General features: G+C 68.3%; 11 protein-coding genes. 1 reads left to right on the forward strand and 10 read right to left on the reverse strand.

Annotated elements, in window-relative coordinates:
• Positions 1-16: 16 nt before the first annotated feature.
• The 8 genes from dxs to ngcE all read right to left on the reverse strand — a co-directional run bounded on the left by dxs (position 17) and on the right by ngcE (position 10,464).
• Positions 17-1,948 carry a 1-deoxy-D-xylulose-5-phosphate synthase gene (gene dxs / locus GFH48_RS11040; RefSeq protein WP_153288094.1) on the reverse strand — a complete coding sequence of 644 codons (1,932 nt, stop codon included), beginning with the start codon at positions 1,946-1,948 and terminating at the stop codon, positions 17-19.
• A 202-nt stretch (positions 1,949-2,150) separates the two neighbouring features.
• Entirely contained in the window at positions 2,151-3,443 is a 1,293-nt protein-coding gene (locus tag GFH48_RS11045) for a sugar ABC transporter permease (protein WP_153288095.1), read from the reverse strand.
• Positions 3,440-4,231: an ATP-binding cassette domain-containing protein gene (locus GFH48_RS11050; RefSeq protein WP_168530652.1), complete on the reverse strand. Its 792-nt coding sequence runs from the start codon at positions 4,229-4,231 to the stop codon at positions 3,440-3,442. The genes GFH48_RS11045 and GFH48_RS11050 overlap by 4 nt, the downstream gene beginning before the upstream one ends.
• A gap of 180 nt (positions 4,232-4,411) precedes the next feature.
• Positions 4,412-5,509: a substrate-binding domain-containing protein gene (locus tag GFH48_RS11055; RefSeq protein WP_194280840.1), complete on the reverse strand. Its 1,098-nt coding sequence runs from the start codon at positions 5,507-5,509 to the stop codon at positions 4,412-4,414.
• Between the two features lie 133 nt (positions 5,510-5,642).
• The gene (locus GFH48_RS11060; protein WP_153288098.1) at positions 5,643-6,842 is read right to left on the reverse strand and encodes an ROK family transcriptional regulator; all 1,200 of its coding nucleotides are present in this window, start codon (positions 6,840-6,842) and stop codon (positions 5,643-5,645) included.
• A 241-nt stretch (positions 6,843-7,083) separates the two neighbouring features.
• The gene (locus tag GFH48_RS11065) at positions 7,084-8,022 is read right to left on the reverse strand and encodes a carbohydrate ABC transporter permease (RefSeq protein ID WP_153288099.1); all 939 of its coding nucleotides are present in this window, start codon (positions 8,020-8,022) and stop codon (positions 7,084-7,086) included.
• 17 nt (positions 8,023-8,039) lie between these two features.
• The gene (locus tag GFH48_RS11070) at positions 8,040-8,972 is read right to left on the reverse strand and encodes a carbohydrate ABC transporter permease (protein WP_153288100.1); all 933 of its coding nucleotides are present in this window, start codon (positions 8,970-8,972) and stop codon (positions 8,040-8,042) included.
• Positions 8,973-9,006: 34 nt separating this feature from the next.
• Positions 9,007-10,464, reverse strand: a complete 1,458-nt coding sequence (gene ngcE, locus GFH48_RS11075; protein WP_153288101.1) for an N-acetylglucosamine/diacetylchitobiose ABC transporter substrate-binding protein — start codon at positions 10,462-10,464, stop codon at positions 9,007-9,009.
• Positions 10,465-11,138: 674 nt separating this feature from the next.
• Here ngcE and GFH48_RS11080 point away from each other — a divergent pair.
• Complete coding sequence (locus tag GFH48_RS11080) at positions 11,139-14,900, forward strand: GH92 family glycosyl hydrolase (RefSeq protein ID WP_194280554.1); 3,762 nt, start codon at positions 11,139-11,141, stop codon at positions 14,898-14,900.
• A 182-nt stretch (positions 14,901-15,082) separates the two neighbouring features.
• On the opposite strand, the gene GFH48_RS11085 is transcribed toward GFH48_RS11080, so the two are convergent.
• Positions 15,083-18,355: a GH92 family glycosyl hydrolase gene (locus GFH48_RS11085; RefSeq protein WP_153288102.1), complete on the reverse strand. Its 3,273-nt coding sequence runs from the start codon at positions 18,353-18,355 to the stop codon at positions 15,083-15,085.
• Positions 18,356-19,075: 720 nt separating this feature from the next.
• Positions 19,076-21,790 (reverse strand): aconitate hydratase AcnA, encoded by a 2,715-nt coding sequence (gene acnA / locus GFH48_RS11090; protein WP_153288103.1) that lies wholly within the window; start codon positions 21,788-21,790, stop codon positions 19,076-19,078.
• Positions 21,791-22,029: the final 239 nt, after the last annotated feature.

Genomic DNA, 22,029 nt, shown 5'->3' on the forward strand with positions numbered 1-22,029 from the left:
GCCTGCTGCCGGGACGTCAGTCGCGCGCGGGCTCCACCGAGTCCACGGCGTGCGCGGTCGTGCGCTCGAAGCGTCCGTCGAGCTTGGAGACGAGGCCGGTGACCTGGCGGGCGATGTCCGGGGCGGTCAGCCCGATCTCCGTCATGACCTCGGCGCGGGAGGCGTGGTCGAGGAAGCGCGGCGGGATGCCGAAGTCGCGCAGCGGGACGTCGACGCCGGCGTCGCGCAGGGCCTGCGCGATCGACGAGCCGACACCGCCGACGCGCGAGTTGTCCTCGACGGTGACGACCACCCGGTGCTGCTCGGCGAGCGGTGCCATGGCCTCGTCGACCGGCTTGACCCAGCGCGGGTCGACGACGGTCGTGGTGATGCCCTGCTTGTCGAGGAGACCGGCGATCTCCAGGCACATCGGCGCGAGCGCGCCGACCGAGACGAGCAGCACGTCCGGGATGTCGGTGCCGGACTCGCGCAGGACGTCCATGCCGCCGATCCGGCCCACGGCGGGCACGGCCGGGCCGACCGCGCCCTTGGAGAAGCGGACCACCGTCGGCGCGTCGTCGACCTCGACGGCCTCGCGCAGCTGGGCGCGGACCTGGTCGGCGTCGCGCGGTGCGGCGAGCCGGAGGCCGGGGACGACCTGGAGGATCGACATGTCCCACATGCCGTTGTGCGACGCGCCGTCGGTGCCGGTGACGCCCGCGCGGTCGAGGACGAAGGTGACACCGCACTTGTGCAGGGCCACGTCCATCAGGACCTGGTCGAAGGCGCGGTTGAGGAAGGTCGCGTAGACGGCGAAGACGGGGTGGAGGCCGCCGGTGGCGAGGCCGGCCGCGGAGACGGCGGCGTGCTGCTCGGCGATGCCGACGTCGTACACCCGCTTGGGGAAGGCCTTGGCGAACTTGTCGAGGCCGACCGGCTGGAGCATGGCCGCCGTGATGGCGACGATGTCCTTGCGCTCCTGGCCGAGCCTGACCATCTCCTCGCCGAAGACGGAGGTCCAGTCGGCGCCGGAGGAGGCGATCGGCAGACCCGTGTCGGGGTGGATCTTGCCGACGGCGTGGAAGCGGTCCGCCTCGTCCTGAAGGGCGGGCTGGTAACCGCGGCCCTTCTCGGTGAGGCAGTGCACGATGACCGGGCCGCCGAAGCGCTTGGCGCGGGCGAGCGCCGATTCCAGGGCCTCGATGTCGTGGCCGTCGATCGGGCCGACGTACTTCAGGCCGAGGTCCTCGAACATGCCCTGCGGGGCGATGAAGTCCTTGAGGCCCTTCTTGGCCCCGTGCAGGGTCTCGTAGAGCGGCTTGCCGACGACCGGCGTGCGCTCCAGGAGGTCCTTGCCGCGGGCGAGGAAGCGCTCGTAGCCGTCCGTGGTGCGCAGAGTCGCCAGGTGGTTCGCGAGGCCGCCGATCGTGGGGGCGTACGAACGCTCGTTGTCGTTGACGACGATCACCAGCGGGCGGTCCTTGGCGTCCGCGATGTTGTTCAGCGCCTCCCAGGCCATGCCGCCGGTGAGCGCGCCGTCACCGATGACGGCGACCACGTGGTCGTTCTTCCCGAGCACCTCGTTGGCCTTCGCCAGGCCGTCGGCCCAGCCGAGGACCGTGGAGGCGTGCGAGTTCTCGATCACGTCGTGCTCGGACTCGCCCTGCGAGGGGTAGCCGGACAGGCCGCCCTTCATCTTCAGCTTCGAGAAGTCCTGTCGGCCGGTGAGCAGCTTGTGGACGTAGGACTGGTGACCGGTGTCCCACAGCACCCTGTCCTTGGGCGACTCGAAGACGCGGTGCAGCGCGATGGTGAGCTCCACGACACCGAGGTTGGGGCCGAGGTGGCCGCCGGTCTTGGAGACCGCGTCGACGAGGAAGGTCCTGATCTCGCCGGCCAGCTGGTCCAGCTGCTCCAGGCTGAGCCGGTCCAGATCGCGCGGTCCCGTGATGCGGGTCAGCAGCGGCACCCGTGCCTCCTTGCAGGTAGAGCTGTTCGAGCTTTGCCGGGCTTGTCGAGTCTAATGTTCCGCCTTTTCGCCCGACGCCCGGCCCCGGGGGTCCATGTCACCCGTTCGGAGTACCGGCTGGGGAAACACGACTGTGCCCGGCACCAGTGGTGCCGGGCACAGGTCCGGGAGGGCCGCGCTGACGGGCCCTCCCCGTCAGCCGCTACGCGCGCCCGGCCGACTTCTGGGTCTTGCGGGTCACCGCGTCGATGACGACGGTGGCGAGCAGCACACCACCGGTGATCATGTACTGGACCGGCGAGGCGATGCCCTGCAGGGCCAGGCCGTACTGGATCGAGACGATGACCAGCACACCGAGCAGCGCGTTCCAGGTGCGGCCACGGCCACCGAAGAGGCTGGTGCCACCGATGACGGCCGCCGCGATGGCGTTCATCAGCAGGTCACCGCCGCCCGCGCCCTGGTTGGCGGAGGCGATCTTGGAGGCGATGAAGAGACCGCCGATGGCGGCAAAGGTGCCGGAGATCGCGAAGACCGAGATCCGGACCATCTCGACGTTGATACCCGCACGCCGGGAGGCCTCGACGCTGCCACCGAGCGCGAAGATCTTCCGGCCGTACGCGGTGCGGCGGAGCACGAAGTCCGTGACCAGCAGCACCGCGATGAAGATCACCACGGCCAGCGGAAGACCCTTGTACTGGTTGTAGGTGATCGCCACGGCGAAGGCGACGATCGCCAGCAGGACGGTGCGCAGGATGATCTCGCTCAGCGGCTGGGACGGTACGCCCGCGGCCTCACGGCGCTTGTTGCTGAAGAACGAGGTCAGGAAGAACACCGCGGTGACGCCGATGGCGAGCACGTAGGCGGCGGCCACGTCGGTGAAGTAGTAGCTGGTCAGCTTGGCCACGAGGCCCTCGCTGTCCAGGTTGATGGTGCCGCTGCTGCCGAGGATCTGGAGCATGAAGCCGTTCCAGAACAGCAGACCCGCCAGGGTGACGGCGAACGCCGGCACACCGATGCGCGCGAAGACGAAACCGTGGATCGCGCCGGCGACCGTGCCGGTGAGGATGGCGAGCACGAAGGCCAGCCACTCGTTCATGCCGTGCGTGACGTTCAGTACCGCGAAGGCGGCACCCGCCACACCGGAGACCGAGCCGACCGACAGGTCGATCTCGCCGAGCAGCAGGACGAAGACGATACCGACCGCGATCATGCCCGTGCCGACCATGGCCACGGAGATGTCGGACAGGTTGCCCGCGGTGAGGAAGTTGGAGTTCAGGCTCTGGAAGATGATCCAGATGATGATCAGGCCGATGACGACCGGCATCGAGCCGAGGTCGCCGGCCTTCATCTTCCGCTTGAACTCGGACACGTACCCCGCGAGGCCCTGCTCGCGGACGAGGAGCCGGGGGTCGACCGCGGTGACCGCCGCGGCGGCCGCCTCGGGGTTCTCCACGGCGTGGTCCTCGGGGGTCTCAGAGGTCTTGTCGATGCTCACTTCTGAGCCTCCCCATTGCTGCGCGCCGCACGACGGGTCACGGCGTTCTCCGTGGCGCCCGTGATGGCGGAGATGATCTCTTCCTGCGAGGTCGACTTGACCTCGAAGATGCCGTTGTTGCGCCCGAGGCGCAGGACCGCGACCTTGTCGGCCACGGCCTTGACGTCCGCCATGTTGTGGCTGATGAGGATGACCGCGTGGCCGCGCTCGCGCAGCCGCTCGACCAGGTCGAGGACCTGGGCGGTCTGCTCGACGCCGAGGGCGGCGGTCGGCTCGTCGAGGATGACGAGCTTGGGCTCACCGAGCATCGAACGGGCGATCGCCACGGTCTGGCGCTGACCGCCGGAGAGCGAGGCGATCGGGATACGGACGCTGGGAATGCGGATGGACAGCGTGTCCAGCAGCTCGCGCGAGCGGCGCTCCATCTCGACCTCGTCCAGGATGCCGCGCTTCTTCAGCTCGCGGCCCAGGTAGAGGTTGCCGACGACGTCGATGTTGTCGCAGAGCGCGAGGTCCTGGTAGACGGTCGCGATCCCGAGGCCCTGGGCGTCCTGCGGCTTGTTGATGTGGACGGACTTGCCGTCCCACTCGATGGCGCCTTCATCGATGGGGTGCACACCGGCGATCGTCTTCACCAGCGTGGACTTTCCGGCACCGTTGTCGCCCACCAGGGCGACCACTTCGCCGGCGTGGACCTCAAGCTCGACATCGGTGAGCGCCTGGACGGCACCGAATCGCTTGGAGACCCCGCGCAACGCCAGAACAGGCGTAGCGGACACGTTAACCATCTCCTTCGCCGCCTGACCCGGCGGGAGGTTGTGCAGAAGTTTGTGGAGTGTTCCGTCCGGCGCCCCGCCCTAGCTTTGCGGGGCTGATGGATGCGGGGCGCCGGAGGGGCTTTAGATCACGCAGGTCCGGTAAGGGAATTCGGTTCGAATTCCCTTACACGGTGGGATACCTGCGGCGGCTTACTTGATGCCGAGCGCGTCGCACTTGGCCTTGTAGGCGCCCGTGCAGATCTCGCTGATCGAGTAGACGCCGTCCTTGATGACGGTGTCCTTGATGTTGTCCTTGGTCAGCGAGGTGACCGGGACGAGCACCGAGGGGACGGCCTTCGTGGTGGGGCTGTCGACCTTGTCCTTGGCGACCGTGGAGAGCGACTTGCCCTGGGCGAGCGCGACGGCCATCTCGGCGGCGGCGTCGGCCTCGGGGGCGTACGGCTTGTAGACGCTCATGAACTGCTCACCCGCGAGGATGCGCTGCACACCCGCGAGCTCGGCGTCCTGGCCGGTGACCGGGACGGAGATGCCGGCAGCCTTGAGGGCGGTGATGATACCGCCGGCCATGCCGTCGTTGGCGGAGTAGACGCCGACGATGTTCTTCTTGCCGAGGGCGGTGATGGCGCCCTCCATGTTGGCGTTGGCGTTCTCCGGCTTCCAGTCCTTGGTGTCGTACTCCTTGCCGACGTTCACCTTGCCGTCGAGGACGGAGTGGGCACCGGCCTTGAACTGGGCGGCGTTCGGGTCGGTGGACGACCCGTTCATCATCACGATCTTGCCGGACTTGGCCTTGGCGCCGAGGGCGTCGAGCAGGGCCTGGCCCTGGGTCTTGCCGACCGTCGTGTTGTCGAACGAGGTGTAGGCGTCGATCGGACCCTGCGCCAGACGGTCGTAGGCCACGACCGGGATGCCGGCGTCCTTGGCCTTCTGGACCGAGCTCTTGATCGCAGCGGCGTCCACAGCGTCGACGATCAGGACGTCCACCTTGTTGGTGACCATCGTGTCGACCTGCTGGTTCTGCGTGCTGGCGTCCTGCTTGGCGTTGGCGTAGACGACCTCGCCCTTGTTGTTCGTGAGCTCCTTGATCTTCTTCTCGATCAGGGGCTTGTCGAACTTCTCGTAACGCGCGGTCTGGTTCTCGGGAAGGAGCAGACCGACCTTGATCGCGTCGCCCTTCTTGGCGGAGCTAGAGCTGTCGCTCTTGTCGCTGGACTCCTTGGCACTGCCACAGGCGGCCAGCGATACGGCCATCGCACCAGCGGCAACGGCAACGGCGGCACGACGCATACGCGTGTTCACTTCAGAAACCTCCCTGACGAGGCCGCGTCGTTGCGGCCGAGGTGGCTGGAAGTCAACTCGGCCACACGTGCGACGTCAAGAAGTAAATACTTAACGAGATGGCAACGGTGCCATGCGTTCTCTAAGTGAAGGCAGGGGTAACTGCGGACAGCGATCCGTCCAAAAGGGTCGAATCGCCCATCTCGCTGAGCGCGAGGGCGAGCGCCCCGAGAACTTCCGCACGACCGCCAAGTGCCCCTGGAAGTACCGAGAGTTGGCGTGCGGCGCTGGGGATCGCGTAGCGCCCGACAGACTCCCTGATGGGCCCAAGGACGAGTTCTCCGGCCTCGGCGAGATCGCCGCCGAGCACCACCCTGCTCGGGTTGAGGAGATTGCAGAGATTCGCCACACCACTCCCGATGTGACGTCCGACATCGGCGATCACCCGCCGGCAGCCCGGGTCTCCGTCCCGCGCCAGCCTGACCACGCCCTCCATGGTCAGGTCGGTGCCGTGGCTGGACTGGAGGAGCGGCAGCACGTACCGGGCCGCCGTGAAGGTCTCCAGGCAGCCCCGGTTGCCGCAGCGGCAGACGGGCCCCGATTCGTCGAGGGTGATGTGCCCTATCTCACCAGCCGTTCCGCCCGGCCCGCGGTAGATCTTGCCGCTGATCACCAGGCCCGCGCCGACACCGCTCGCGACCTTGATGTAGGCCAGGTCCCTGACCCCGCGACCACTGCCCCAGACCAGCTCCCCGAGCGCGCCCAGGTTGGCGTCGTTGTCCACGTGCACGGGCACGCCGAGCCGCCCCCGCAGCTCCTCGGCGGGCCGTGCGCCCGTCCAGCCCGGCAGGATCGAGGTGGACCCCAGGGTCCCCGACTCGACGTCGATCGGACCGGGCACTCCGAGCCCCACGCCCGCGATCTTGGTGCGGTCCACCCCGGTCACCGCGATCAGGCGGCTGACCAGCTCCTCCGCCCGGTCGAAGCCCTGGGCGGCCGAGGCGTCCACGTCCAGCGGCTCGGACTCCTCGGCCAGCACCTGGTGGGCGAGGTTGCCGATCGCGACACGCAGATGCGTATGACCGAAGTCGACTCCGATGACGATGCCGGCGTCGCCGCTCAGCGACACGCTGCGGGCCCTGCGGCCACCCGCCGAGGTGGGTGTGACCTCGACCGTTCCGCTGTCCTTCAGCTCCCGGACGATATTGGAAACGGTCGCGGCGGACAGGCCCGTCGTCCTCGCGATCTCCGCCTGCGTGAGCGATCCGGCAAGGCGCACCGCTCGCACGACGCGCTCCAGATTGGCTCGGTGCAGCGACGACTGCGACCCCGGAGTCTCCATCGACTCATCCACTCCTGCCCTCAGCCGGACGGCCCCGATGCCGCCCGTGTGATCCGGGTCACAGCAACGGAACCCGGGTCACTTACAAGTTGTGAACTCCAAGCTCCGCTGAACGGGTTACCGCAGTCAAGTCCTTGAGGGAAATCCGGGACGACAAGCCCCGTTCCGTTTCCGTTACCACCCCGACACGCACCCGCCACCCCCGAGTCGGAGGTGGCGGGTGCGCGAAGGGACCGGATCGTTACTTGAGCGTGGCCGAGGTGAGACCCGCCTGGACCTGACGCTGGAAGGACAGGTACACGATCAGCATGGGCACCATCGCGATGGTCACGCCCGCGAAGAGCACGGGCAGGTCGGTCGCGTACCCCTGCTGCTGCTGGAGCTGGATGAGCCCCTGGGTCAGGACGTACCGCTCGGGATCCGAGCTGGTCTGTGGCTGCATCAGCACGGACGGCAGGATGTACTGGTTCCACTGGCCCAGCACGTTGAAGATGCCGACGCTGAGCAGGCCCGGCTTGGCCATCGGCAGCATGACCTGGAAGAACGCCCGGGAGTGCGAGGCCCCGTCGAGCACCGCCGCCTCGAAGACCGCCGTGGGCAGCGTGCGGAAGAACGAGTGCATGAAGAAGACGGTGAACGGCATCGAGTAGGCGACGTACACCAGGATCAGCCCCTGGTACGTGTTCAACATGTCGAGACGCTTGACCATGAAGAACAGCGGGACCAGGGCGAGGAAGACGGGGAACATGGCCCCGCCGACGAAGAAGTAGTACACGAGCCGGTTGCCCGGGAACTCGTAGCGGGCCAGGACGTACGCCGCCATGGAGCCCAGGAGCATGGTCAGCGGGACCGAGAACACCAGCACGATCAGGGTGTTCGCGAAGTAGTCGCCGATGCCCTTGCTCCAGGCCCGCTGGAAGACGTCGAACTGCCAGTGCGAGGGCCAGCCCAGGGCCGAACCGCCGATCTGCGCGTCGGTCTTGAAGGAGCTCAGGACCAGCCAGAGCAGCGGCAGGATGATCAGCACGGCCCACAGGACCAGGAACCCGTGCGAGAACACGTTGAGGGTCAGGCCCTCGCTGCGCCGGTCGCCCGGGCGCGGGGGTGTCTTCCCGACCGCCCGCTGCGGGGGTACGCCGGCGCCGCCGACCTTCGTCGGCTCGGTGATGGGTGCGCTCATAGTCGTCTGTCTCCCGCTCAGAACTCGATGCGCTCGCGGCGGGTGGCGCGCAGCGTGACCACGGACAGGACCAGGGTGAGAAGGAGCATGATGACGCCCATGGCGCAGGCGTAGCCGCTCTTCCCGTAGTAGAGGAAGTTGCGCATCATGACGTTCGCCATGACCTCGCTGTGGTGGTCGGGTCCGCCGCCGTACCCCGTGCCCTGGGTCATGGTCGAGACCAGGACGAACATGTCCATCGCGATGATCCCGAGATAGACCCAGGCGGTCTGCACGGTGTCCCACAGCAGCGGCAGGGTGACCCGGAAGAAGGTGTGGGTGCGGCTCGCGCCGTCCAGCAGTGCGGCCTCGTAGATGTCCCTCGGGACGGACTGCATGGCCGCGGAGAACAGCACCAGGTAGAAGCCGACGCCGTGCCAGACGACGACCGCCATCAGGCACCAGAGCACCAGATGGGGCTCGTTCATCCATTCGATCGGATTGTCCGCGTCGACCAGCCCGAGCTTGATCAGGATGCCGTTGAGCAGACCTCCGCTGTCACTGCGGTAGAGGGCCCCGAAGAGCACCGCGACGATCGCGAGCGACAGGACCTGCGGGAAGAAATAGACGATCTTGTAGAAGCCGGATCCGGCGACCCCCTGCACACCGCCGGCGCGGCCCCGGCCGCCCGCGTTCACCATGAAGGCGAAGAAGAGGGCGAGCAGAATGGTGATCACCGGGATGAACACCAGGAACAGGATGTTGTGCCAGATGGCGCCCATGAACACGTCGTCCTGGAACAACGCCTTGTAATTGTCCAGGCCGACGAAACTGAACGTCTGGGACTGGCCCTTCCAGTCGGTGAAGGAGTAACCGATGGTCTGTACGTAAGGCCAGATCACGAAGATCAGATACAGCGCCAAAGGTGCGAGGAGAAACCCCGCGACGAACCGGTACTGCCCTTTTCGCATGGCATCCTGCCCCTGGTGTTCCGGGTGTGCGTGATCAGTCGCGGTGGTTCTTCTTGGACGCCGGGTCCTTGGCCGCCTTGTCGACGGCCGCCTGGGCCCGCTTCAGCCATTCCTTCGGCTGAATTCGCTTGGACATCAGCTCGTTGGACGCGTTCTGAATGGAGACGTCCATCTCGCTGTACCAGTTGGGGTACAGGTAGTTGAAGGTGTTGTCGCCCGCCGCCTTGGAGGCGTCCACGGTGGACTGCGTGCCGGGGCGCAGCTGCACGCCGTCGCTCACGCCGTCCTTGAGGATGGTGAGCGAGTTGGCCTTCTGCGCGAAGAGCGTCGACCACTCCTTGGAGAGCATGGAGCGCATGAACTCCTGCGCGCCAGGCAGGTTTCCGGCCTTCGCGGGGATGATGAAGGGCTCGCCCGAGCCGGCCCGGATCGCCTCGAACGGCAGCTTGTCCCCGGACAGGCTCGGCATCGGCATGAACTTCATGTCGAAGTCGGTCGGGGTCTGCTTCAGCTGCTCGTTCTCCAGCCAGGAGCCACAGGTGATGAACGCGGCCTTGTACTGGTTCCAGCGGGTCTGGGACTCGGTGTGGGTCAGGGCGTTGGTACCCGGCATCAGGTACCCCTTCTCGACGACCTCGTAGATCGCGTCGATGGCCGCCGCGGCCGCGTCGCTGCCGACGAACGCCTTGGGGTCGAGGTTGTCGATCGCCTTCATGGCGTCCAGGCCGCCCTGCTTGGCGATCAGGTCCATGATGGCGACGTTGATGTAGTACGGGTACTTGCCCTGGTGCGCGAGGCCGCCGATGCCCTGCGACTTGGCGTCCTTGCAGATCGCGAGGAAGTCGTCCCAGGTCTTCGGAACCTCCCAGCCCTTCTCCTTGAAGAGCTTGCCGGAGTACCACAGACCCCACACCGTGTAGATGTAGTTGAGGGCCACGACCTTGCCGCCCTGCAGGCCCGGGTCGAGCGTGCCCGGGATCAGGGTGTCGCGGACCTTCTTGGCCGGGTCGTCGATCGACGGCGCGTCGAGGACGGCGGCCAGGTCGAGCAGGTTGCCGTTCTTGAAGAGCACGTCCAGCTTGATCTGCTGGGCGCCGGAGTCGTCGACGATGTCCGGCGGGTTGCCGCCGTTGAAGCGCGGCTGGAGCTTGCCGGTGATCTCCTGGGTGCCGGTGTGGGCGCTGGTGGTGCCCCACTTCTTGTCGAAGGAGGCTTCCCAGGCCTTGGCGTAGTCGTCGCCGTAGCCGCCCTTGAAGACGACGACGTCGAGCTTTCCGCCCTTTTCCACGCCGAAGGGGTTGGTCTTGCTGGTCTTGCCCTTGCCCTTGTCCTTGCCCTTGTCACCGGAGCTGTCGTCACCTCCGCCGCTCGCACACGCGGACAGGAAGCTCATCGTGGGTACGGAGATCAGACCGAGTGCGGCCGACCGCTTGATCAGATCGCGCCGGCCGACACCTTCAGCACTGCTGTTCTCGGCGGAAGTGGATCCCATGCTCAAGTCCTCGCCTTCTCCAGGACTCAGGCGGTGAACCGGATCCTCCCCGGCACCGCAGTTAGGTCAAGCTGGGGTCGTGCATGGGGGATTCAGTGGGTCAACGCGGCGATCCCTGCCCTTGTAAACAGCCGCCGACGCCCGATTCCCCCTGGTACATGCCTGTCCGCGGCCGTCGAACGACCGGGCGGATGCCGACAGGTATAGTCCACTTCCCGCCAGCGGAGCAAGATCGAATGCAGGTTTGCCCGCGGGTCTTTTCCGAGTTGAGACCTCCCGGAAATATGGGGCGACCAACCCCTCCCCGGCAGAAGATCGACACGGCGTCATTCTCCCGCCTTGGGAGTAATGCGCACCTCACCATGTGACATTCTCCCCGGATGCCGCATCCAACACCCTTGACACCGCTGACAACTTGACTCCCTACTGGTCCTTGCGCAGCAGAATTGACAACGTTGTCCACGCGCATGCGAGTGAGCCGAAGGGGCGCGCGGGTTTCGGAAGAGCGAGTGCACGCGGGCCTGGAGGGCCCACGGCGCCGCACTCCCGAATCCGGCTGGAGCGCCCCGGAGGTGAACGCGCCAATACAGCAGGGAGGGTCCTCGCGGATGCAGTACGGAGCTCGTTTCAGACGGAGTTCCTCGGCCCGGCCGAGGTGGAGTTCCTCGACGACAATGGGGGTGGCAGCGCTTTCTCTGATCGTGGCCTCGCAGGGCACCGCGGTTGCCCTTCCGGCCCGGACGGTCACCGCAGAGAGGCAGTTCGCCTCCTCATTCGAATCGGGTGATCCCGCACCGGACTGGATCAATACCGTAGACACGGGACCTGACGGGAAGAAGCGGTCGTCCGGTGTCGACGGAGGGTTCAGCACCGGCATCCCCGGCAACGTCACCGACCACGTCACGGACGTCCGCGCCAGCGCCGAGAACTCCGGCTCCGGCGAGGTCAAGGAGAACCTCGTCGACGGCGAGTCGAGCAGCAAGTGGCTGACCTTCGAGCCCACCGGCTGGGTGGAGTTCGACCTCGACGCACCCGTCAAGGCGGTCACCTACGCGCTGACGTCGGCCAACGACTTCGCCGAACGCGACCCCAGCGCCTGGACCCTGCAGGGCTCCACGGACGGCAAGGACTGGAAGACCCTGGACACCCGCTCCGGCGAGTCGTTCGGCGAGCGGTTCCAGACCAAGTCGTACGACATCGCGAGCCCCGTCGAGTACCAGCACTTCCGGCTCGACATCACGAAGAACAACGGGGCGGACATACTCCAGCTCGCCGATGTCCAGTTCTCGACGGGCGGTTCCGACGACCCGACCCCCAAGGACATGCTCTCGCTCGTGGACCGCGGGCCGAGCGGCTCCCCCACCGCGAAGGCGGGCGCCGGCTTCACCGGCAAGCGGGCCCTGCGCTACGCGGGTACGCACCAGGGGGACGGCCGGGCCTACTCGTACAACAAGATCTTCGACGTGAACGTGGCCGTCGGGCGCGACACCGAACTGGCGTACAAGATCTTCCCGTCCATGGCGGACGGTGACCGGGACTACGACGCCACGAACGTGTCGGTGGACCTGGCGTTCACGGACGGCACCTATCTGAGCGACTTGAACCCGCTGGACCGGCACGGGTTCTCGCTCACGCCCCAGGGGCAGGGCGCGGCCAAGATCCTCTACGTCAACCAGTGGAACAGCGTCGCCTCGCGGATCGGCTCCGTCGCCGCCGGGAAGACGGTCGACCGGATCCTGCTGGGCTACGACTCCGCGAAGGGCCCGGCCAAGTTCCGTGGCTGGCTGGACGACGTCTCGCTCCGGACCGTCGCGCGCGAGAAGCCCGCGGCGCATCTGTCGGACTACGCGCTGACCACCCGTGGCACCAACTCCAGCGGCGGGTTCTCGCGCGGCAACAACTTCCCGGCGACGGCCGTGCCGCACGGCTTCAACTTCTGGACCCCGGTCACCAACGCGGGTTCGCTCAGCTGGCTGTACGACTACGCACGTGCGAACAACACGGACAACCTGCCGACCATCCAGGCGTTCAGCGCCAGCCATGAGCCCAGCCCGTGGATGGGCGACCGGCAGACCTTCCAGGTGATGCCCTCGGCCGCGTCCGGCACCCCGGACACCTCGCGCACCGCCCGCGCGCTGGCCTTCAAGCACGAGAACGAGACCGCGCGCCCGTACTACTACGGGGTGACGTTCGAGAACGGGCTCAAGGCGGAGATGGCCCCGACGGACCACGCGGCGGCCCTGCGCTTCACCTATCCGGGCGCGGACGCGAGCGTGCTCTTCGACAACGTGACCGAGCAGGCGGGACTGACCCTCGACAAGGAGAACGGGGTGGTCACCGGCTACTCCGACGTGAAGTCGGGGCTGTCGACCGGTGCGACCCGGCTCTTCGTCTACGGGGTCTTCGACGCGCCGGTGACGGAAGGCTCCTCGTCCGGGGTCAAGGGCTATCTGAAGTTCGAGCCCGGCGCCGACCACAGTGTCACGCTGCGTCTGGCCACCTCACTCATCAGCGTCGACCAGGCCAAGGACAACCTGCGCCAGGAGATCCCCGACGGCATGTCCTTCGGCACCGTCAAGGCGCGGGCCCAGAAGCAGTGGGACAAGCTGCTGGGCAAGGTCGAGGTCCAGGGCGCCACGCCGGACCAGCTCACGACGCTGTACTCCAGCATGTACCGGCTCTACCTGTACCCCAACTCCGGCTCCGAGAAGGTGGGTTCGAAGTACCAGTACGCGTCGCCGTTCTCCGCGATGCCTGGTCCCGACACCCCGACCCACACCGGGGCGAAGATCGTCGACGGCAAGGTCTACGTCAACAACGGCTTCTGGGACACCTATCGGACGACCTGGCCGGCGTACTCCCTCCTGACGCCCGGTCAGGCAGGTGAGATGGTCGACGGGTTCGTGCAGCAGTACAAGGACGGCGGCTGGACCTCGCGCTGGTCCTCCCCCGGGTACGCGGACCTGATGACCGGCACCTCCTCCGACGTGGCGTTCGCGGACGCGTACGTGAAGGGCGTGCACTTCGACGCGACGGCGGCCTACGACGCGGCCGTGAAGAACGCCACGGTCGTCCCGCCGGCCTCCGGTGTGGGCCGCAAGGGCATGACGACCTCGCCCTTCCTCGGCTACACGTCCACGGCGACGGGCGAGGGCTTCTCGTGGGCCATGGAGGGCTACGTCAACGACTACGGCATCGCCAAGATGGGCGAGGCCCTCTACAAGAAGACCGGCAAGAAGCGCTACAAGGAGGAGTCCGCGTACTTCCTCAACCGCGCCCAGGACTACGTGAACCTGTTCGACAAGAAGGCCGGGTTCTTCCAGGGCCGCGACGCGCAGGGCAACTGGCGCGTCGACTCGGCGAAGTACGACCCGCGCGTGTGGGGGTACGACTACACCGAGACGAACGGCTGGGGCTACGCGTTCACCGCACCCCAGGACTCGCGGGGCCTGGCCAATCTGTACGGCGGCCAGGACGCGCTGGGCCAGAAGCTCGACACCTACTTCGCCACTCCCGAGACGGCCTCGCAGGACGTCGTGGGCTCCTACGGCGGGGTCATCCACGAGATGACCGAGGCCCGCGACGTACGGATGGGCATGTACGGGCACTCCAACCAGGTGGCCCACCACGTCACCTACATGTACGACGCGGCCGGCCAGCCGTGGAAGACGCAGAAGGACGTCCGTGAGGTCCTCTCCCGGCTCTACACCGGCAGTGAGATCGGGCAGGGCTACCACGGCGACGAGGACAACGGCGAGCAGTCGGCCTGGTACCTCTTCTCCTCGCTCGGCTTCTACCCGCTGGTGATGGGCAGCGGCGAATACGCCATCGGCTCGCCGCTGTTCACCAAGGCGACGGTCCACCTGGAGAACGGCCGGGACCTGGTCGTCAAGGCACCCAGGAACAGCGCGAAGAACGTGTACGTGCAGGGCGTGCGGTTCAACGGCAAGAAGTGGAACTCCACTTCGCTCCCGCACTCGCTCATCTCCCGTGGCGGTGTGCTGGAGTTCGACATGGGTTCCAAGCCGTCCTCGTGGGGCAGCGGCAAGAACGCGGCGCCCGTGTCGATCACCAAGGACGACAAGGCGCCCACGCCGCGCGCCGACGTCCTGAAGGGTGAGGGCGCGCTCTTCGACAACACCTCGGCGACGGACGCCACCGTCACGACGGTGGATCTGCCCACGGCCGCCTCCGCCAAGGGCCTCCAGTACACCCTGACGTCGTCCGGGGACCACACGAAGGCTCCGGCCGGCTGGGTCCTGCAGGGCTCGTCCGACGGCACCACGTGGACAGACCTCGACCGGCGCTCCGGCGAGTCCTTCGCCTGGGACAAGCAGACCCGGGCGTTCTCGGTGGCGCATCCGGGCTCGTACGCGCACTACCGACTGGTCCTCGACGGCTCGGCGACGCTCGCGGAGGTGGAACTCCTGGCCTGACGCAACATCGCACACGGGAGCGGGCGCGGAGATCACTCTCCGCGCCCGCTCCGCCGTCCCGGCCCGGCGTTCCCGACCGTTCCGTGGACGTGGAACCCGGAGCGGCCGGGAACGCCGGCACCGGGCCCCGGACACACGGCGGCCGCCGGACCCGCTGCCCGGCGGCCGCCCTCCTCGTGCGCTCAGTCCACCGCGAGGGTGAAGACGTGCAGATCCGCGTTGCCGGGCAGTTTCACGCTCTTGACGGTCTTGCCGGCCGGGGCCGCGAAGGGCTTCGTCGCGAAGACGTAGGTGGCGACGGGGTCCTTGTCCGCGCCCGCGACGTTGCGGTACGCGGCCCTGGCGACGGTCTCGTTGCCGTACTGGACCGTGCCGCCGCCACCGCCGACCGTCCAGTCGGTGAAGGAGAGGTCGACCTGGTCGGTGCTGCCGTCGGTGTAGGTGACGGTGGCCGCGGCCCGCTGGTTTCCGTTGACCGCGCTGCCGATGAACGACAACTGGGACGCCGGACGCGTGAGTTCGATGACCTGGCCGGTCGCCGCGGCGTTGTCCGGACGGCCCGCGGGCGAGTCGGGCCAGGTGTAGGTGAGCCCGTCCACGGTGCCCTGGCCGCCCGGGGTCAGGCCCGCGTCCGCGAGGGCCTGCCGGGAGTAGCTCCAGCCGCCTCCGTCGTAGTCGGCCTCGTCGTGGTCCCCGGCGTCGTCCGAGACGCCGGTGTTGTTGTAGCCGGCCAGCAGGGACCCGGGAGCCGCGACGGTCAGCGCCACCGGCTGCTCGTACGAGGTGCTCCCCGACGTCACGGTGACCTTGGCGTCGTAGAAGCCCTGCCGCGCCGTGTCGCCCGCGGCCAGGGTGATCGACCGGGAGCCGTCGGTCACCGTCCCCTCCGCGGGGGTCGCGGTCACTCCGTCGGGCGTGTCCACGTGGAAGCGGACCTCGGGACCCGTGCCGCCGCTCAGCGACAGCGCGCGGATGTCGATCCGTGTACTGCCGCCCGGTGCGAGCGTCGCCGCGGTGGGGCCGACGCCGATCTGATAGGGCTGCTCACCGTCGCGGAAGGACGGCGGAGCCGCGGCCGGATCGCTCCCCCAGCTGTGGTTGGGGGTGCCGGAGAGCGTGTAGTCGAGTGTGCCGCCGTCGCGGACGAAGGAGGCCGGGAGCCAAGGGCGCCCGCTGGTACGCCCGTTGACCTTGAGTGACTGCACGTACGGGGCGTCCGCCGCCGCGCCGGCCGCACGGATCTCGATGTCGTTGCCGCCCGGACGGTCGATCTTGACGCGGCTGAACAGGGGTGAGGAGAGGACGAGTTCGGCTCGGGAGGGAACCTGCGGGTACATACCGAGCGCGGAGAAGACGTACCAGGACGACATCTCGCCGAGGTCGTCGTTGCCGGGGATGCCGCCGGGCTGCGTCGACCACAGCCGGCTCATCGCCGCGCGGACGGTCTCCTGCGCCTTGTAGGGCGCGCCCGCGTAGTCGTAGAGGTAGGGGACGTTGATCGACGGCTCGTTGTCCAGCTCCGACTTGTCGCCGCCGCTGCCCGTGAACGCCCAGCCGCCGTCCGCGTCGTGGAAGAAGGTGTCGAGGCGGTCGAGTGCCTTGTCACGGCCTCCCATGGCCGCGAAGAGCCCGGCCGGGTTGTGCTGGACCATCCAGGTGTACTGGGCCGCTGTGCCCTCGACGAAACCGTTGCCGGTGGCCGGGGTGAAGCCGGTGACCCAGCTGCCGTCGGCCTTGCGGTTGGCGATGTAGCCACCGGTCCGGTCGGCCGCGATGTTGAAGTTGTTCTGCCACCACTGGGAGCGTGCGGCGAAGTCCGCGGCCGTCCGCTTCTCCCCCGCCGCCGTGGCCAGTTGGGAGAGGGCGAAGTCCGCCCCGGACATCTCCAGGGTCTCGGCGGCGCCGCCCCAGGCGTTGGACACGGACGGCATGTAGTGCTGCTGGAGGTACTTGTCGAGCGACGGGCGCTGGCCCACGGACAGGACCGGCTTGCCCGACGAGGACAGGTCCTGCTCGGTCGGCACGGTCGCCGCCTCGACCAGCGACTTCAGCGCGCCGCGCAGATCGAAGCCGGTGCCGCCGAAGGCCCGGATGCCGGCGAGCGCGGTCGGTGAGGGGTCGCCGTTCATGACGTGGGTGCCGCTCGCGCCGTGCAGCCAGCGGTCCCAGACTCCCCCGTTCTGCCGGGCCAGTTCGAGCAGTGACTGGGCGATGTCGGAGCCGGTGTCCGGGCTGAGGAGGGTGAGCAGCTGGACCTGGGAACGGTAGACGTCCCAGCCCGAGAAGGTGCCGTACTGCGCCCGGTGGCCGCGGCCGACGACATGGACCTTGTCGTCGCTTCCCCGGTATCTGCGGTCGGCGTCACTGATGACGTTGGGGTGCAGGAGGGCGTGATAGAGCGCGGTGTAGAACGTGGTGCGGTCGGTGTCGCCGCCACCGCCGACCCGGATCGCGCCGAGCCGGTCCTGCCAGGCGCGGTGGGCGGCGGACCGGACGGCGCCGAAGGAACGGGACGGCGGGTTCTCGGCCGCGAGGTTGGCGGCGGCGCCCGCCCGGCTCACGTACGAGATACCGACCTTGACGTTCACCGGGTCGGTGCCGGGCGCGAACTCCACGTAGCCACCGGCTCCCTTGCCCGCGGCGGGACGGCCGCCGTCGGAGAAGCCGCCGGTACCGCCACTCGCCCGGGTGGATCCCGGGCTCAGCCGGTCGTCCTGCCAGGTGCCGGCCGCCTTGAACGCGCGGTCGAAACGGGCGGTGAAGTACAGGGTGTAGTAGGCGCGTTGACCCTCCGGATCGAGGTAGCCGCAGAAGTTCCCGGAGGTCACGGAGCCCGAGACCGTCCGGGTCGCCGGGTCGATGCGCACGTCCGACGCCGTCGAGCCCACTTCGGAGTTGGCGGTGCGGATCAGCAGCGAGGCCGGCTTGTCGGACGGGAAGGTGAAACGGCCCGAGCCGGTCCGCGCGGTCGCCGTGAGGTCGGCGGTGACGCCGGAGGAGAGACCGACCTTGTAGTGGCCGGGCTCGGCGGTCTCGTCCGCGTGCGCGAAGTCGGCGGCGTACACCGCGTCCTTGGTGTCGCTCGCCGGGGAGGAGGTGACCTCGCCCGCGTACGGGAAGAAGGGGATGTCGCCGCTGCCGCCCGCGCAGCCCGTGCCGGACATGTGGGTGAGGCTGAAGCCCCGGACGCGGGTGGCGTCGTACTGGTAGCCGCCGGGCGCGGCCGTGCGGGTGGCGTCCCCGCGGGTGTTCTCCGGGCTCCAGGAGAGCATCCCGAAGGGCACGACGGCGCCGGGGAAGACGTTGCCGCCGTTCTTGGTGCCGATGAGCGGATCGACGTAGGTGGTGGGATCCCGGACCAGGTCGGGCGGCGCGGCGGTGGCGGCCACCGCGGGGGTGATCCCGCCGGCCGCCAGGACGACGGCGAACAGAACGGATGACGGACGGAAACGCATGACGCGGCCCCTCCTCCTTCGGACGGGTCGCGCACCACGGGTCGCACAAGCCGCAGGGACAGTAACGTGCGCCACCCGTACCACGGAAGACCGCGTCCGACGCGGCAGGCGCGCACGGCCCCCACCCCGCCGGCCCAGCCGGCGATCTGCCCGCCGACCCCGCCCGATACCAGCTTCGCAGGGTCAACATGCTTGACATCGTTGTCTGTTGAGACGGTAGAGTCGGGTGCAGACCATCAGACAACGTTGTCGCACGCCATGGTCGTCACAAGCCACGCACCATCCCGGGCCGGCACTCCCCCCGCCGGTCCGGGCTCGCGGACCGGGTGAGCCTCCCAACAGCCACCCGGTCCGCCCTGAGCGGATCGGCCGGCCCGGCGGGCACGAGCGTGGTGGAGTGATCACCGCCCGGGACCCGGGACGTCGCGCCCGGCCGTCGCGTTCGGCGATCACATCCGGCCGTCGTAACGGGACTTGGCGCCCGGACAGCGCGCGGGCCCTCCGTGCCCACGTGCGACGCGGGGGCCGTGTCCCTGTCCGTACGACGGCCGCGACCCCTGCCGTGCGGGTGCGGCGTTTCCCGATTCCCTTGTCCGCGAGGGCCGTCGGCCGGGACGACCGCGGAAGTTCCGCGCGCAAGAGGCCGAAACGGCGAAGGGCCGCACTCCTCGTGGTGAGGAGTGCGGCCCGACCGGTCTGCCGGATCGCCAGCCGCGGGGGCTACTTGGCGATCAGGTTGCGCAGCACGTACTGCATGATGCCGCCGTTGCGGTAGTAGTCCGCCTCGCCGGGGGTGTCGATGCGGACGACCGCGTCGAACTCGACGCCGCTGTCGGTGGTGACCTTCACCGTGCGCGGCGTGCTGCCGTTGTTGAGCTCCTCGACACCGGTGAAGGAGAAGGTCTCCTCGCCGGTCAAGCCGAGGGACTCCGCCGTGGCGCCCTCCGGGAACTGGAGGGGCAGGACGCCCATGCCGATGAGGTTCGAGCGGTGGATGCGCTCGTAGGACTCGGCGATGACGGCCTTGACGCCGAGCAGCGCGGTGCCCTTGGCGGCCCAGTCGCGGGACGAGCCGGAGCCGTACTCCTTGCCGGCCAGGATGACCAGCGGGATGCCCTGCTCGATGTAGTTGCGCGAGGCGTCGTAGATGAACGCCACCGGCGCGTCGGCCTGCGTGAAGTCGCGGGTGTAGCCGCCCTCGGTGCCCGGCGCGATCTGGTTGCGCAGGCGGATGTTGGCGAACGTGCCGCGGATCATGACCTCGTGGTTGCCGCGGCGGGAACCGTAGCTGTTGAAGTCACGACGCTCGACACCGTGCTCCGTGAGGTACTTGCCTCCGGGGGTGTCGGCCTTGATCGCACCGGCCGGGGAGATGTGGTCGGTGGTGACCGAGTCGCCGAGCTTGGCGAGGACGCGCGCGCCGGCGATGTCGGAGACCGGGGTGGTCTCCATCGTCATGCCCTCGAAGTAAGGGGGCTTGCGGACGTACGTCGACTGCGGGTCCCACTCGAAGGTGTTGCCCTCGGGGACCGGCAGCGCCTGCCACTGGGCGTCGCCAGCGAAGACGTCCTGGTAGGACTTGTTGAACATGTCCTCGCCGATGGCGTTCGCCACGACGTCGTTGACCTCGGCCTCGGAGGGCCAGATGTCGGCCAGGAAGACCGGCTTGCCCTCGGTGTCGGTGCCGAGCGCGTCGCGGGTGATGTCCACCTTCATGGAACCCGCGAGGGCGTAGGCGACGACCAGCGGCGGGGAGGCCAGGTAGTTCATCTTGACGTCGGGGTTGATGCGGCCCTCGAAGTTCCGGTTGCCGGAGAGGACCGAGGTGACCGCGAGGTCGTGGTCGTTGACGGCCTTGGAGACCTCGTCCGGCAGCGGGCCGGAGTTGCCGATGCAGGTGGTGCAGCCGTAGCCGACGAGGTTGAAGCCGACCTTGTCGAGGTAGGGGGTGAGCCCGGCCTTGTCGAAGTAGTCGGTGACGACCTTGGAGCCCGGGGCGAGGGTGGTCTTGACCCACGGCTTGCGGGTCAGGCCCTTCTCCACGGCCTTCTTCGCGACGAGCGCGGCGGCGACCATGACGTACGGGTTCGAGGTGTTGGTGCAGGAGGTGATGGCCGCGACCGTCACCGCGCCGTGGTCGATCTCGTAGGTCGAGCCGTCGGGGGCCGTGACCGTGACCGGGTTGGAGGGCACGCCGTTGGCGGCGGCCGGGGAGTCGGAGGCCGGGAAGGACTCCTTGCCCGCCTCGTCGTCGGTGTCGACGTAGTTGCGCACGTCGACCGTGAACTGCTCGGCGGCGTTCGCGAGGACGATCCGGTCCTGCGGGCGCTTCGGGCCGGCGATCGAGGGGACGACCGTGGAGAGGTCGAGCTCCAGCTTCTCGGAGAAGTCGGGCTCGGCGGCCGGGTCGAGCCAGAGGCCCTGCGCCTTGGCGTACGCCTCGACGAGCGCGAGCTGCTGCTCGGAACGGCCGGTCAGCTTCAGGTACTTGATGGTCTCGTCGTCGATCGGGAAGATCGCGGCGGTGGAGCCGAACTCCGGCGACATGTTGCCGATGGTGGCGCGGTTGGCCAGCGAGGTGGCGGCCACACCCTCACCGTAGAACTCGACGAACTTGCCGACGACGCCGTGCTTGCGCAGCATCTCGGTGATCGTGAGCACCAGGTCGGTGGCGGTGGTGCCCGGGGTGAGCTCACCGGTCAGCTTGAAGCCGACGACGCGCGGGATGAGCATGGAGACCGGCTGGCCGAGCATCGCGGCCTCGGCCTCGATGCCGCCGACGCCCCAGCCGAGCACACCGAGGCCGTTGACCATGGTGGTGTGCGAGTCGGTGCCGACGAGGGTGTCGGGGTACGCCTGGCCGCCTCGGACCATGACCGTGCGGGCCAGGTGCTCGATGTTCACCTGGTGGACGATGCCGGTGCCCGGCGGGACGACCTTGAACTCGTCGAACGCGGTCTGGCCCCAGCGCAGGAACTGGTAGCGCTCCTTGTTGCGGCCGTACTCCAGCTCGACGTTCTGCGCGAAGGCGTCGTGCGTGCCGAACTTGTCGGCGATGACGGAGTGGTCGATGACCAGCTCGGCCGGGGCCAGCGGGTTGATCTTCGCCGGGTCACCGCCGAGCTCCTTGACGGCCTCGCGCATGGTGGCGAGGTCGACGACGCAGGGCACGCCGGTGAAGTCCTGCATGATCACGCGCGCCGGCGTGAACTGGATCTCCTGGCTGGGCTGCGCCTGGGAGTCCCAGCCGCCGAGGGCCCGGATGTGGCCGGCGGTGATGTTCGCGCCGTCCTCGGTGCGGAGCAGGTTCTCCAGCAGCACCTTCAGGCTGTACGGAAGGCGAGCCGAGCCTTCCACCTTGTCCAGCCGGAAGATCTCGTACGACTCGTCGCCCACCTGCAGCGTGCTGCGGGCGTCGAAGCTGTTCGCCGACACGACAGTCTCCTTCATTGATGTGCGCGTTCCCACCGCATCCTGCCGCCACGACGTCTTGGCCGATCCGCTAAGGTGAGGCTAAGTTAGGCAAGCCTTACCGAGGTGGCGGCTGCGGTGCGCCTCGGCAGATATCTCGATGTCGAGATAACTCTAGTACATGGGGGCGGGCTGGTCATGCCCGGCCTGCCCGTGACGTCCGCGCGCACCCGGACGGGCCCCGCTCCGGCCGGGGAGACGCC

It is taken from the genome of Streptomyces fagopyri (genome assembly GCF_009498275.1).
Taxonomy (GTDB): domain Bacteria; phylum Actinomycetota; class Actinomycetes; order Streptomycetales; family Streptomycetaceae; genus Streptomyces; species Streptomyces fagopyri.

What these genes read in the sequence shown, in the direction of transcription:
- GFH48_RS11050 (WP_168530652.1), bottom strand. Translation starts at nt 4,231, where the DNA reads ATGGTTAACGTGTCCGCTACGCCTGTTCTGGCGTTGCGCGGGGTCTCC.
- GFH48_RS11055 (WP_194280840.1), bottom strand. Translation starts at nt 5,509, where the DNA reads ATGCGTCGTGCCGCCGTTGCCGTTGCCGCTGGTGCGATGGCCGTATCG.
- GFH48_RS11060 (WP_153288098.1), bottom strand. Translation starts at nt 6,842, where the DNA reads ATGGAGACTCCGGGGTCGCAGTCGTCGCTGCACCGAGCCAATCTGGAG.
- GFH48_RS11065 (WP_153288099.1), bottom strand. Translation starts at nt 8,022, where the DNA reads ATGAGCGCACCCATCACCGAGCCGACGAAGGTCGGCGGCGCCGGCGTA.
- GFH48_RS11070 (WP_153288100.1), bottom strand. Translation starts at nt 8,972, where the DNA reads ATGCGAAAAGGGCAGTACCGGTTCGTCGCGGGGTTTCTCCTCGCACCT.
- ngcE (WP_153288101.1), bottom strand. Translation starts at nt 10,464, where the DNA reads ATGGGATCCACTTCCGCCGAGAACAGCAGTGCTGAAGGTGTCGGCCGG.
- GFH48_RS11080 (WP_194280554.1), top strand. Translation starts at nt 11,139, where the DNA reads ATGGGGGTGGCAGCGCTTTCTCTGATCGTGGCCTCGCAGGGCACCGCG.
- GFH48_RS11085 (WP_153288102.1), bottom strand. Translation starts at nt 18,355, where the DNA reads ATGCGTTTCCGTCCGTCATCCGTTCTGTTCGCCGTCGTCCTGGCGGCC.